The sequence below is a fragment of the Edaphocola flava genome (genome assembly GCF_004118155.1).
Lineage (GTDB): Bacteria > Bacteroidota > Bacteroidia > Chitinophagales > Chitinophagaceae > Edaphocola > Edaphocola flava.
This window is the reverse complement of the sequence record NZ_SAIQ01000004.1, coordinates 282160-295742: the sequence shown is the minus strand read 5'-3', so window position 1 is coordinate 295742 and position 13583 is coordinate 282160. Positions and strand designations below refer to the sequence as shown.

Sequence of the window (13583 nt, the reverse complement as noted above, 5' to 3'; positions counted from 1 at the left end):
CTCTGTTAGCGGTATTTGTCATTCAATCCCTTGCCTTCCAGGATCATTGGTTTAATCTTCTCCAGCCGGCTCAGGCGGGTGGCATCCCGCTTGGCTGTTTCAATATGTTCTACGTATTCTTTTTGCTTGTACAAACTCAGTGCCGCAAAGGCTTCATTAAGCGCCGCATCCGTATCCAGGGCCTCCTGCAATGCATCAGGAATGACCAGTTCTGCAGAACGCTCCGGTGTCCAGGTCTTGCCTTCGTCTACATTGCGGATTGCTTCGCGGATGTACGATTGAATTTTGGCCTCGTCTATTTCGTCTTTACCGGTAAAGCGCCATTGACGCAGGGCCTTTGTCTTACCTTCAGATGCATTGACCAGTACCTTGTATGGATCGCTTAAGAAAACACCATCATAAAACCAGAGGGAAAAGAAATTGTTGAATCCGCCACAGGCCACCACATTGCGGCCTTTGTGGGTATATATGGTTGCCCCCCACTTGATGGCCTCATCAAGATTCATTTTACGGATAATGCTATGGAGGTATTCTACCTCCTGCTCCCATTGGGCATTATGCATCAGATGTCAGTTTAGGTTTAGTGCTTTAAAAATAAGATTTTTTTGGGAAAAGTGGGTTAATTCCTGTGGGATGAAATGGTTAAATAAAGTGCGAAAAAGTATTAATATACTCTATCGTGCATGTTCCGCAGGATTACTCGCATCAATATAGCACTCCTCGATTTTTATTAGCCTTCGGAACACAAAAGCCAGAAAAGAAAAAACGCTTGGCCCCAGCAAAAGTATGGGCCAGTGATCCTGCAAGGTCTGAAAACAGTACAGAAGTTAGTCAATTTGCCATAATAGCAATTATATACATACGCGTTTTCCTCATATAGTATACTAGCAATGGTTCATAGCATACTAGCAATGATTCCTAGTACACTAGCAATAGTTCATAGTACACTAGCAGTGGTTCCTAGGACACTGGCAATGGTTCCTAGCACACTAGCAATAGTTGATAGTACACTAGCAATGACTCCTAGTACCCTGGCAATAGGTGATAGTACACTAGCAATGATTCATAGGACCCAGGCAATAGGTGATAGTACACTAGCAATGACTCCTAGTACCCTAGCAATAGTTGATAGTACACTAGCAATGGTTCATAGGAACCTGGCAATAGTTGATAGTACACTAGCAATGATTGATAGTACACTAGCAATGATTCATAGGAACCTGGCAATAGTCAAAAAACATCTTTTTTAACCATAAAACATCAATACAATGAAAACACACTACATCCCCACTACAGACGAGGGTAAAGCATTATGGCTGCACAACTTTGCTGCCAAACTACAGGAGGTAAGCGCACGCTACATGATTACAGATCAGGAGCGAAACGATGCACAGCAGGCGGCCTTTTATTTCGAATCGGTGGTCAAGTTCAAAAATCAGTTTGCAGCCTTTCAGAAATCGTTTACTGCTTTTAAAAATGCCCTGCGCGATGGGGTGAACAAAGGGCAGCCCACTCCTGCCCTGCCCGAAATACCTACTTATGGGGGCTTGCCCAGTTCTATACCAGCCTTCGATATCTTTGGCAGAATGTCCTCTATTGCTCAGCGTATCAAGAATCACTACCAGTATACCGAGGCCGATGGCAAGAACCTGGGCCTGATCGGCACAGATGTCCTTAAGACTGAAAACAATAAGCTGGTGCCTCTGATTAGTATAGTGATCTCTGCAGGCGGCCACCCGGAGGTGGTATGGAAGAAAAACGGCATGACCGCACTGGAGCTGATGGTAAGCCGCGATGGTGGCACCACATGGGGCTGGTTGGCTATAGATACCATACCCAACTACACCGACGAGTACCCACTACCCGTACAGCCAGAGGTATGGCAGTACAAGGCCATATACCGCATGGGCGATAGCCATGCCGGCCAGTGGAGCGATGTGGCCTCGGTAACGGTGGTACAGCGATAAAACTACTATACAGTAGGCAATAGGTAATACGCAAACTTAGTATCCATATCATCATATTCTTTTCGGAACCAATCCTCATTCAATAATCATCATGAAATAAATAATAAAGCTATCTTCCTTAGAATAAAAGACCAGTAAAAATTTTCGGCTTCTATTATTCCTCTTGATTTGATTATTAATTAGCCATGACAATTTGCAATGCATTAACGTGCAATATTGTTACATTATTAAAAAATTATTATTTCTTCGAAGATAATTTTCAACTAAAATAATAATTATGAAAAAAATCAAATTATCTCTTACTGCCATTATCATTCTATGCTTTTCCGCATCATCATGCAGCAAATAAGAACATGGAATAGAAGAATTAACAAATAAACCCAAAGTTTCTCTTATAACAGCAGATGTTGGTGGTATTTTACTGAATGATGAAGATTTTATACAAGTGTATAGAAATGCAAAGAAATTACAAGCTACCATTAAAGAAATTAGTACAAAATATCCTGATCTTAATGTTCTAGGTTTACAGGAGGCATTGCAAAATTGCGAATCACTTAATGACATGAAAACTGTATTTCTTCGGTTTGGAATTGCAGAAGGAAATACAATTATATCTTTACATGAAGACAGTTACAATCGTGTAACCAGTATTAGAGAAAAGCACAGTGAGCTCAGGGCTCTCAGTGATCAAGAACTAATAACTTTAGCAATTGATAAATTTAGTTTCCTTAATTCCATTAAGTTTGTAGGTAAGACATGTGAACAAGCGTATGCAGATGCCGTAGGAGATTGTGACGAAGCTTACATGAGTTCGATGGGTTATGGATGGTTGACAGCAATAACCACAGGTTGGAGCGGGGGTGGTCTAGTCGCTACTGGTATTCAGGTGGCCAATGCACTCACATCTTACATTACATGTTTAAAAATTGCTAAACGTAGCTATGAAGACTGTAAAAATTGATAAAATAATGAGTAAACATGCACAGAAAAAGAATGTCTTTTTCAACATTGGTTTATTACTCTTTTTACTTGTAGTAATAGTAATCATATCGAGGTTTGGACATAGGCTAAGTATTCAGAACAGCATGTATTTAATATTTGCCTGTGCATTTCTATTTCCCATCATCATCTTATTGAAGATGGTACTATTCAAGAAAAAGTAATGGAATCTATTTACTTACTGGGAACTGCTAGTAACAAAAATAAAGGTTGACCATTGGTCAACCTTTATTTTAAAAAACTTTTAGAATCCTATATACTTCTGCAAAACTGTAGCTAGAATATTTCCTGCTGCTCCTATGGCAATATTCCACCCACCATTAACAGACTTAATCATCATTTTTTCCAACCACTTTTTTGTTTTATCACCGTAAGATTTGGTTTCAGCATCATGATTGTCAATATCTATTATCTCAACTAGATCAAATATATCATTATCCGATACTTTATTCATTCTTAAAGCATCCTTTAATTGCTCCTTATTTGATTTTTCAATATTAATATCGGCTATAACGTCATTGTTATTACCATTGGTGACTACATTACCGTCACCATTTGCATTTATAATAGTTTGGTTCATAATTTGAGAAATTGTTTGATTACTTAATTGGTTTAACTCTGTAAGACTGCCATACTGCGAATCAATCTCTAACATAAAGTTCAGCAATCTATTCCTTACTTGATTTATTATATCCTTAACTGATGCACAATAAATTACTTTGATTGCATTTATTACCTTCAAACTCTGATATTCGTAACCACAAGACCGCCAATTTCGTTCAATATCTCTCACCATTTCAGCAGGAAGAAATTGAAATAAAGTTTGTGCATTATCACTAATTAATTGCTCTAATGTTGTAATACTTTCTTTAAAATTATAAAATGTGAAATTCTGAGTTAATCCGTTAGTTATTATCGGCTGCCTGTTATAATGAAGAGAGTTAAGGAAATAATCACCAATAACTAATCCTTCAATGTCTTTTCTATAGCTTGGAACAATATCGTCATCTGGATATCCGATTAGTTCATAATTTGCCCATTCTGCTAATTGGATATTTCTAATTCTTGATGCTAATACTTTAGTTTTCAATAAACTACCAGAGATGGATTTGTCAATATCCACTAGCTCATTTATAATATCACTAATTAATTTCTTTGAATTTGACATGTAACTTTCTTTACGTGTTATGTATTTAGGCTGTCAATTTTTTGGTTAACTCCTTAAAGGTTATCCGTGATCTGCTATAGAGAGACATTGATTTTCCGAATATCTCAGATACAGTTAAATCCTTATTGTTATAGCGATAAGCATATTCATTTACATACTTATTAAGATGCTTCCTACTCATATAGTGATAGATGCCTACATAGCCCCTTTTAAGGGTCGCCCAGAAACTTTCAATTGTTTGGGTATGATATTCGTTGTCTCCATCTTTAACAACGTAGCAATTACCCTGCTTTACCCGTATGTGATTAAATTTCTTATGCACATGGTTATAACCTTTATAGCCATCTGTAACGACTATTGCATCACTAGAGACATTATTATCTATTATTTGATCTAACGTGTTAGCAGATGTATCTTCAGTTACGAATGCAACTACATTGCCGCCTCGTGACATTAAACCCACAACAGGTATTTTATCTTTTGTGGAACGGCCTTGGGCTTCTTTCTTCCTTTTAGAGTAATGCTTGTTTTTGTACTTACCGCCTACATAAGTTTCGTCTACTTCAACGATACCAGTTAAAAGATCAGAAGGTGACTCACCACTTAATAGCATGACCCGGATGCGTTGAAGCATGAACCAAGCAGTTTTTTGTGTGATACCTAGTAAATTAGCTACATAAACTGAACTATGGCCTTTCTTTGAAGTAGTAAAAAGGAAGATGGCCGCTAACCATTTCTTTAATTCGATTTTGGTTTTGTCCATTATGGTACCGCTAGTTACAGTAAATTTCTTGCGGCATTCTTTTTTAGAGCAGGTAAAGCCCCGATTAGTGCGGTATGGATTAGATTGGTTACAGTGTGGACAAATGATATTATTACCCCAACGCTTAAATTCAAGATACTCTTTACAAGCTTCTTGATCTTTAAACTTCTCAAATAATTTGGCGATATTTTTGATGTCCACATCCATAATGATACAAAGATATCCAAAGTATAAGACAAACTGTGTCGCATGTGAATAAATCACACAAATATGTAAAAATGTGTTTTAGGGGTAATTGGAGTATCTTTGTTACATGGCAAAATCTACTAAACATAACGATAAGAAGACATCCTTACCAGAGAATTTTGAGAATGCAGTTTCTAAGGCTATGAAATTTGAGATGCCAAAACCGAAGTATAAGCCCAGAGATATTGTTAGGGTTATTGGTCAGGAAGGAAAGCTCTTTGAAGTAATAAAGAGCAATATGAAAGTTGAAGATTTGCGATTTGTTTTCTTATATATTTTAAAAGAGGTGAGCGGATCGGACAGGATTACTGCTTACCAACATGAAATTAAGCTTCCTTAAAATGCTTTTGTTGTTATCCAAGTGAAGTTTCCCATTCTCACTATATCCACAATCATTGCTGTATAATAAAATGTCCCTTCAAATAGAAAGGGACATTTTATTATACAGCTGTTGTAAGGGAATGGAAAGATTCTTTTTGATTTAGATGTAAAATTACTATTAGCTCATGACGTTGTGTTGCTGAATTTTACTTTCGTCTTGCTTATTGATATACTTTACATATTCTCACATGCCTCTTTATATGTATGTGATGTTTTATTTATTCAAAACTGATCATAAAATATAGCACAATTTGTTATTTTTTAATAATAATATTAAACAATTCCACCAAATTATTATATATAAATAAAATTAATAAATTGTATTATGGTTTTAAATTTCAGTAAGTCCGATATTAACATTACAATAGTTGAAAATGTAATCAATGTAACCAACAATAGTGGAATGCCAATTGAGTTCAACGAAATTTTAGAAGTAATGGATGCCCAAATGTATATTTTACACCAATATGCTAAGGGGTATAGTGATAGCACACAAGATTTACAAAAAATGGATAGATAATTAGCTATCTGACTATAAAACTACATAATTTGGTATCTTTTTCATCTTTCGGATCGGGATAGCAACATAAAATTCGGTTGGCATCAATTACAAGTAGCGAGAAACAGTTTCTTAATTGATCATTGTAATCTCCTATTATTTCATTACAAATTTCACAAACAACAGTTTTTATTTTTGGTATGTTGCTAAGTGTTTTTATATAATACTCACCACGAGGTAATTTGAATTCAATATCATTATGTGTAACAGTTTTTGTAAAAGCTGAATTTAGTTGATATTTGTCAGAAGATAGGTTTTCCTCATTTTGGAGAAAATCGCTAATTTCCTTATATATTTTATTGCAATCATCTTCAGTTAATGAGCTGCTTTCTCGAATCACATGTAATTCAATTCTAACAATATATTTTTAAGCAATATGCTTTTTATGCCTTTGTTTTCTTTATGATAATCACTATATGTAGGTATAAATTTTCTATTTCTTGGCATGATAATTTTTCTAAATGATTAAGATATGCAATCTAATGCTTAGTTTTCAATTTTGTGAATAAATTCATAAATAATCAAGATATTTATTAAATTGATTGTTATTAAGGGATTTACAAGAATCCTAATTGTGCTACTTTATCAATTGTTATGAGACGAATTACCGTTATTAAAGAGTATTTCATTACAATACATTAGACCCTACATTTAGTTTGTCTCGTAAAAAAGCCAGTAGTAGCAAATGTTCTACAACTGGCTTTTAGGTACGTATAAGGATATATTAATTCCTATTAATTAACTATTATTTCAACTGTTTGTATTGGTTGATTTTTATTCTTATTATCGTCATCTTCCTTTTTGGGTTCAGGCTTATTCTCTTTTTCTTGATCTTCCATGAATTGAACATCTTCGAGGAACTACATTATATACTATTTTCATAGCAGTATATATAGTAAATACATAAACTGATGTTTCAAATAATGTCTAAAATATAAATCACTAGGTAACTTAATTAAACTAAAATATGATTATACTCGGAACGCCTTTATATATACTTACTGTGAATTATTGGCAATAGAATAACTAAAGCATAGGTTTCAGCAATTATTATGCAGCAATAAGGGTTTGAAGAAAGTATCTTACTATGGTATAGATAATAATTGGCATAAGTTAACCTACAATAGATGCATACACCAAAAATAGCATTGTTATTTTTGGTGTATGCATCTTGGTTTTGTGTATGATCATATTTGAGCTGATAGATGCCTTTAAATAAGCAATCTGTTTGTTTATATATAGATTACAACGGAAAATAAGTTCTTTAATATTGCAATGTATTCTTAATAAAATTTCGTTGCGTAAATCACGCAATTATTTACGTGCTTTTTCACGTAGATGAAAATTTCATTTTTTTATAACATTGTTAATAATGCATTTAAAATGAATACAGTAGAGTTACTCATGATTGACTTATTGATGCAATCAAATGAAAAGATACATCCAGTTGAGCCATTAAGATTATTTAATTTCCCCCCTGAAAGATATCACTTGGATGATGTTATTTCAATTATCCAAGGACCGCCAGAAGAACAAGTTAAACTTCAGAATTATTGGGCATCTGTAGGTTTAAGCCGCTATCATGATTACTCTAACGCCATTTTTAATTTTACTATAGATGGAATATCTAAAGATGTGATACTGTTTTGGAATAGTAAATTTAATAACTCTACGTTAAAAGAGGATAAGGATATTGCTAATCATGGCGGTGTTGCACTTTCTTGGTTTGTTATGGCCAAACTACTAGACTATAAATATGTAGAACAATCCGAGATCGGTGATGGAGTTGATTATTGTTTCTTTAAAAATCAACCTGATGACTTCAATTTCCTATATAATGAATATCATTATGTAGAGGTATCAGGAATTCTTGAGGAGAAAAAGACAAATACACTACAAAATCGAATTAAAATAAAGCATGATCAAATAAATAGAGGGCGTATGAATAATGAAAATTCATCTGTTATTGTAACTTTGTTCAAAACCCCGAAAACTATAAAGGAGGTACATAGATGAATCCACGCCTAGAACATCAAAAGGCAATGGCATACTCTTTCAATGCCAAATTGCAGCTAGAAGAAAATAATTATTCAGAAGCAGTTGATTTATATAAAAAAGCAGCAGAAATTGAAGGGGAATTGGCTCAATTTTATTTTGATAAACCAGAATATGAGCCTACAAGAAGTATAATAATAAGAAGTGCTGCTTATTTGTATCTAAAATCAGGTCAGATCAATCCTGCTAAAGAACTTATTTTCAAAGGATTGACGGTGCTTGAAAATGAAGAAATAAAAAAAGAACTAAGCGAAGCATTGGAAATAGCTATTTCTTTAAGCAAAGTAGGCGCTGGTGAAAATAATTATACATATTTAAACGAGTTAAGAAGCCGAAGTATAGATTATAAATTGGAACCTACTTCCCCAACCTTCGGACACTCAATCAGTCTGAAAAATTTGCAAATATTTGTTGATGGATATTTAAAGTCCATAAAATCTTATGCACGTGCTGTAATAAAAAGAAGGATAACAGAAACTGGAGAGCAAATCAAACAATTGAACATGAAAATAGAAAATATGTTTACGCCAATTGTCTCCAATGTTAATTACAGTAGTTTTACAATATCTATAGCAAATGATTTTGTTCAAAGGGCTGGTGAAGAAGAATATTTGCTAAAGTTAAAAAGAGAAATAGTAGGTCTATACCATAATGACATATTTAGTAAAGACTTTAAACCGGCGGACATTCTTCATCTTGCGGGCATTTATTCGTCGTCCGATATTAATGACATTTTTAAACCTTTATTGAAGTTAAAATCTTCAAATGCAGGATTTAAGATTTCATATTTTGATAAAGAATTACTTTCTCATCGGTCAATACCCAGTTATAGTAGTGAAGAAATTAGAAATCTTTTTCCAAAAATTGATGTAGAAAGCGAAGATATAGGGAAGATAATAAATATTGTTTCACATGTGCGTTTAGATAATGGCAAGCAAAAAACTACAAGAATAGCCACAGAGGTTTTGACTAAATATGAAGCAGAAATAAAACTCCCTTCAATAAGCTTCGACGATTTAGAATTGATTTTTAATGAGGAATTTACCTTAAATATGACATTTACAGCTGAGGATAAGTTTACATACTCAGATAGCATATTCGAATTAAGTTTTAAAAGCGAAGATAAAGAAAGTGCTTTTGATGGATACAGTAAGCTATTAAATGCACATATTTTAAAGTTGATTTCTGACAACGACCCACTTATATTGAATTTATTTGAAAACCAAGAAGTTTTACAATTAATACTAAATAAATATAAATAATAATTGTTTTGAGATAAAAAAGAGAATTCCAAGTTTTTTTGCAAAAAATAAACTTGGGATTCTCTTTTTTATTTGCAGAAGAGAGGAAACCATAATATATTTAAACCACTATTAATAGCATTGTATATTCAACAACTAATTCATGAATATGCGGCCTGCTTGCCTTAACTTATCTACTCAAGCGTGTTTATTTTTCTTCTCTTTTTGCCAATCATAAACTCTTTGATCTATCTGTCCAATTGTAAATCTGAAATTTGATTAACAGTGTGAGTCAGTTAAACTGCTACTGAATTTACAATTGAGCTTTATTCAATCTTACTATATTCTCTAAAGTCTGCTGGATGCCTTAAAACAAGGTGTTGGGTATGATTGTCAAATAATACTTGAACCTCTGCACCATATTCTTCAAATTCACCGGATAGATATATCGTTCCATCATCTGCATACTTTCGGTACAAAGTCAAACCGCCTAACTGATAAACGTTATCATACTTCTTTTCGAGATTGATAATTTCGTTATCATTTTCTATATTCTGCCATTTACCAACAAAATTGTCATTTGTGTGCTTAGACTCTGCTATCTTGGCATCTTGTTGTTCTGGTAAATGCTCTTGATATAATCCTTGTTTACTTTCGTTTACAAGATTTTCTTTTTGCTCTGCTAACGGCTGAGATACATTGCTATCACAAGATATATTGCAAATAAATGTTCCTAGTAATAATGTCAAATATGCAAATCCTCTTATCATAACTTATTTTAAAAATGTGTTTATAGTATTTTTAGTTTTTTGTCTCTTGTTCGCTTTTTCTTTCTCTTCTTTAATATCCGCCAATATTTTATTTACATTTTCGTTTGGTTCAAAGAGTAGTAAGTTGCTGTATTCCTTATATGCATTATCAAGACTTTTGATGTACTCATTAAAATAAGATTGCGATTCTGAACCACTTAATGCGGTTGAGCGATCCTTATTTAATTTTGCTTGACGTACGTATCTATTACCATTATCAGTGATAGCTTTTAATGCTTTTGATTGTAAATCTCTTAATAACTCTTTGCTTTTTAAAACGCCACTATGAGCCGGTTTAATTGAGAAAAGACTATCGACCGCCTTTTTGTAATTTTTATACTTTGTTATGTTTTCCGAATATTCCCAATGAATAGAAATACCAAAGTTCATAATCTCAGCATTTAAGCTACTTACATAAGTATCGAAATTATGGTTATAATCCTCATCATCCTGCATAGCTTCATTAGTTTGCATGAACTTAAAGTACTCAGTTAAACTATATCCTTTGAATACTGGTGAATTGATCCCTAAGTTTTCATTTGTAAATAGCTTTGATCCATCAACTAGACCGTATGGGTATTTGGTGATTACCAGATCGTATCTTTTCTCATTTACTTTAATAGCCTTTAACTTACTCGGCACTAAATTGAAATAAGCAAACATCAAAGGCGACTCATCATTTCCTGAAGCTTCATCCATTGATGTAATCAATTTGTACATTCCTTCCTCTTTGATATATTTAGCATCTGTTGGTGGCATTTTAGTGTACCCAGCCCATGTTGCACCTTTATCATTAGTAAAGGAGAAATTCATTCTCTCTGTATCTGGATTATAATCTAAAACGATAACCTTTACTTTTGTTCGATGACTATCACCGATTACTTTTACGATGCACTTATTTAATACATCGAACTCATTGGTCATCCGGTTCTCGTATTCATTTGTTTTTTCATACTCACCTTTTAATTTCCATTGAGTATAAAACTTCTTAATCCTTTGTTGCATATCATTAAAGTCAGATTCGTCATAGGTACGATATGCATCTGTTTCATAATCCTTTTCAATTTTCAGCTTTTCCAGCTCTGCCGACTCGGATAATAGTCGATCTTGTATTTCAACTATTTTATAAGGCTGCTGTTGTTTAAGCTTATTCGTTACCGTTGTTTCGATCTTCTTGTATTCTCCATTTCGGTAGAGGGTTCTAAGACTTTCTTCGGATAAGCCAATCTCTTTACCAATACCTATATATTGTTCGATGTTGGCCTTTTCGTAAGGTGTTAATGGTTGTGATTGAGCGATTGCAGAAAGCGCAGAAATTCCTATTGCTAGGCTTAGAAATATTCTTTTCATTGACTTTGTTTTAATGTTTGTAAAATGGTTAGTTTAATCCTGGTTAAACAAACATTAAGGTGGGGATTGTAATGGTATAAGAACCATTTGTATTAGTGGCGATTTCACAGACATTGAATGTTACTGTGTCAGGAGTTCCGATGACGGGATTAAAAAAAAGAAAGGGGCAGGAACTCCATTTCTTCGGTCTAGTCTGTAAGGCCGCCACAGCCATGTAACAAGATGAACAAAACGAAAATTCCACACCCCGTAAGGTGTGGTAATCTTTCTGTCTTCCTGTTACAAGTTTATAAAAGTGGCGTTTTACAGACTGGAATTTAGAAATTACCTATCTCTATATTTTTATATTATCTCTTTTTAGTTTTCAATGCACAAAATTATGATTTTATTGAGATTAAAAATTGCAATTATGTAATTGGAGAATTTTCAATCAAAAAATATTCATTCTCCGTATTGATACAAGTAAGTATATGAATATTGTTTGAGGAGTCAAAAAAACCATATAAATCAATAATTTTCGACTTATACTTTGCTTCCCCAATATAGGCATAAGTTCTTTCAGGTTTATAGTATTTTCCAACAAAAGCTCCATTACTTAGTGTTCCAGTAATACTATGATGTTCTTCTGTATTTATTATCCAACTAAATTTAATGATATTATCTTGCTTCTCAACCTCAACCGGGTTATTGTATCTCCTTAATGTCAATCTATTGATATCAATATTATGTTCACTGAATAACGCATTTGAATATTCAGAGAAAAATTGATATTTTTTCTTGGCTGACTTTATAAACTTTTCCTCTTTTTCATTTTCTTCCTGTAATGTTGTCTTTAAATACGCCAATGATTTATATACGTTGTCGTCAACCTCCTTTGGATTATCTGAACCCTCTGTTTTTTCTATATTTAGATATTTTTCTGCTTCTTCTGAAAATCCCGCTTCAATCAACCTATTTGCTAAATTTGAGCCACCCAGCGTTTCTCCTTGTTCAAACGATTTTTTATAGCTATTGACTGATTTACAGTTTAACCCTAGGTTTGAAAAGGTTACACCTAAGTTGTTATATCCGCTAGTATGTTTAGAGTCCAGTGAAACCAAGTTCTTATATAACAACAAGCTTAAATCCTGAAAGCTACTGTCAATTCTAGCACAGGAATAGGCTGCTTGAAATATTAAGTAATGAGCATTGGGAGACAACTCCGATGCCTTTTGATAGGCCAACGTTGCGAATAATACATTTTCAGATTGGGTATAAGCTTTTCCCAATGATTCATACAATCTTACTAAACATGAACTTTCACTTATTGAGTTTATATTATTTAAAATGACATCTATTGCTTCATTTGAGTCATGAATGCTAATATAAAGTTTGGACAATGAGACAATACAATCTCCTCTCATTTGATCAACTTTTGACAATTGTAGAGCTTGGTTTATTAACTCAATTCCTTTTTTACTGTTAGTACTTTCAAAACAATGCCCTAAATAATAGAGTGCTAGACTTTTGTGTTCATCGTTTGTTAAAGTATTTGATAACTTTTCTATATTAGCAAATGCTTCTTTATCCCCGTATATATGAAGCCTATAGTTATGTCTTATTTTTGCAGACGTATAATCCCCATTTAACTGATTAGCAACCTGATCAAATAATTTATTAGCAGTAGCAAAGTCCTTAGCAAAAAAGGCTTTGTAATATTTTCCCAAATCGGAATCTGAGTCATCTAAAACCTTTATTGTTTCCGTTGTTTCCGTAACGGTAGTTGTTGTCTCTGTATTGATTTCATTATTTAAAGATGTAATCTTTGTTTCCTCTTTTATTGTTTCTCTATGTATTTCAACTTCATTATTTCCAGTTTTAAATTTCACTTGTGTTAAGCTACTTGCTAGTTTCCATATTGTTTTCCATTTAAGGATAACGACTGTTATAATAAATAGAGTAATTAAAAGTTTCCATTGCGCTCCAAGTGCAAAAATTATTTTAATTGTATTATCCATATGCATTTTCCGCTTAATTGATGTTTTAGAATTTACTAGAAGAAGTTT

12 protein-coding genes are annotated in these 13583 nt (G+C 33.3%); 5 read left to right on the top strand and 7 right to left on the bottom strand.

The annotated features are described in order from the left end of the window. Positions 1–5 precede the first annotated feature (5 nt). Positions 6–563 (bottom strand): YdeI/OmpD-associated family protein, encoded by a 558-nt coding sequence (locus EMP01_RS13510; RefSeq protein ID WP_129022082.1) that lies wholly within the window; start codon positions 561–563, stop codon positions 6–8. Positions 564–1268: 705 nt separating this feature from the next. Here EMP01_RS13510 and EMP01_RS13505 point away from each other — a divergent pair. Both EMP01_RS13505 and EMP01_RS13500 read left to right on the top strand, forming a co-directional pair. Beyond that, positions 1269–1967, top strand: coding sequence for a hypothetical protein (locus tag EMP01_RS13505; RefSeq protein ID WP_129022081.1), 699 nt, complete (start codon positions 1269–1271; stop codon positions 1965–1967). Positions 1968–2412: 445 nt separating this feature from the next. Then, entirely contained in the window at positions 2413–2928 is a 516-nt protein-coding gene (locus EMP01_RS13500; RefSeq protein ID WP_237559541.1) for a hypothetical protein, read from the top strand. Positions 2929–3210: 282 nt separating this feature from the next. On the opposite strand, the gene EMP01_RS13495 is transcribed toward EMP01_RS13500, so the two are convergent. Continuing rightward, a complete protein-coding gene (locus EMP01_RS13495) occupies positions 3211–4134 on the bottom strand; it encodes an AbiTii domain-containing protein (RefSeq protein WP_129022079.1) in 924 nt (307 codons plus the stop codon). A gap of 25 nt (positions 4135–4159) precedes the next feature. Then, on the bottom strand, positions 4160–5104 hold the full coding sequence (locus EMP01_RS13490; protein ID WP_129022078.1) for an IS1595 family transposase: 945 nt from the start codon (positions 5102–5104) through the stop codon (positions 4160–4162). Between the two features lie 106 nt (positions 5105–5210). Between EMP01_RS13490 and EMP01_RS13485 the strand changes: the two genes are divergently transcribed. Beyond that, positions 5211–5483, top strand: coding sequence for a hypothetical protein (locus tag EMP01_RS13485; protein WP_129022077.1), 273 nt, complete (start codon positions 5211–5213; stop codon positions 5481–5483). Between the two features lie 565 nt (positions 5484–6048). Here EMP01_RS13485 and EMP01_RS13480 read toward each other — a convergent pair. Continuing rightward, the gene (locus tag EMP01_RS13480; RefSeq protein WP_129022076.1) at positions 6049–6423 is read right to left on the bottom strand and encodes a hypothetical protein; all 375 of its coding nucleotides are present in this window, start codon (positions 6421–6423) and stop codon (positions 6049–6051) included. Between the two features lie 1043 nt (positions 6424–7466). Between EMP01_RS13480 and EMP01_RS13475 the strand changes: the two genes are divergently transcribed. Then, on the top strand, positions 7467–8099 hold the full coding sequence (locus EMP01_RS13475; protein ID WP_129022075.1) for a hypothetical protein: 633 nt from the start codon (positions 7467–7469) through the stop codon (positions 8097–8099). Next, positions 8096–9400, top strand: a complete 1305-nt coding sequence (locus EMP01_RS13470) for a hypothetical protein (protein WP_129022074.1) — start codon at positions 8096–8098, stop codon at positions 9398–9400. Before EMP01_RS13475 ends, EMP01_RS13470 begins: the two co-directional genes overlap by 4 nt. Positions 9401–9705: 305 nt before the next feature. Here EMP01_RS13470 and EMP01_RS13465 read toward each other — a convergent pair whose 3' ends face one another. The 3 genes from EMP01_RS13465 to EMP01_RS13455 all read right to left on the bottom strand — a co-directional run bounded on the left by EMP01_RS13465 (position 9706) and on the right by EMP01_RS13455 (position 13535). Beyond that, positions 9706–10149 carry a hypothetical protein gene (locus EMP01_RS13465; RefSeq protein WP_129022073.1) on the bottom strand — a complete coding sequence of 148 codons (444 nt, stop codon included), beginning with the start codon at positions 10147–10149 and terminating at the stop codon, positions 9706–9708. A gap of 3 nt (positions 10150–10152) precedes the next feature. Continuing rightward, positions 10153–11538 carry a hypothetical protein gene (locus tag EMP01_RS13460; RefSeq protein WP_129022072.1) on the bottom strand — a complete coding sequence of 462 codons (1386 nt, stop codon included), beginning with the start codon at positions 11536–11538 and terminating at the stop codon, positions 10153–10155. 407 nt (positions 11539–11945) lie between these two features. Continuing rightward, a complete protein-coding gene (locus tag EMP01_RS13455; protein WP_129022071.1) occupies positions 11946–13535 on the bottom strand; it encodes a tetratricopeptide repeat protein in 1590 nt (529 codons plus the stop codon). Positions 13536–13583: the final 48 nt, after the last annotated feature.

What these genes read in the sequence shown, in the direction of transcription:
- EMP01_RS13510 (WP_129022082.1), bottom strand. Translation starts at nt 563, where the DNA reads ATGCATAATGCCCAATGGGAGCAGGAGGTAGAATACCTCCATAGCATT.
- EMP01_RS13505 (WP_129022081.1), top strand. Translation starts at nt 1,269, where the DNA reads ATGAAAACACACTACATCCCCACTACAGACGAGGGTAAAGCATTATGG.
- EMP01_RS13495 (WP_129022079.1), bottom strand. Translation starts at nt 4,134, where the DNA reads ATGTCAAATTCAAAGAAATTAATTAGTGATATTATAAATGAGCTAGTG.
- EMP01_RS13490 (WP_129022078.1), bottom strand. Translation starts at nt 5,104, where the DNA reads ATGGATGTGGACATCAAAAATATCGCCAAATTATTTGAGAAGTTTAAA.
- EMP01_RS13485 (WP_129022077.1), top strand. Translation starts at nt 5,211, where the DNA reads ATGGCAAAATCTACTAAACATAACGATAAGAAGACATCCTTACCAGAG.
- EMP01_RS13475 (WP_129022075.1), top strand. Translation starts at nt 7,467, where the DNA reads ATGAATACAGTAGAGTTACTCATGATTGACTTATTGATGCAATCAAAT.
- EMP01_RS13470 (WP_129022074.1), top strand. Translation starts at nt 8,096, where the DNA reads ATGAATCCACGCCTAGAACATCAAAAGGCAATGGCATACTCTTTCAAT.
- EMP01_RS13465 (WP_129022073.1), bottom strand. Translation starts at nt 10,149, where the DNA reads ATGATAAGAGGATTTGCATATTTGACATTATTACTAGGAACATTTATT.
- EMP01_RS13460 (WP_129022072.1), bottom strand. Translation starts at nt 11,538, where the DNA reads ATGAAAAGAATATTTCTAAGCCTAGCAATAGGAATTTCTGCGCTTTCT.
- EMP01_RS13455 (WP_129022071.1), bottom strand. Translation starts at nt 13,535, where the DNA reads ATGGATAATACAATTAAAATAATTTTTGCACTTGGAGCGCAATGGAAA.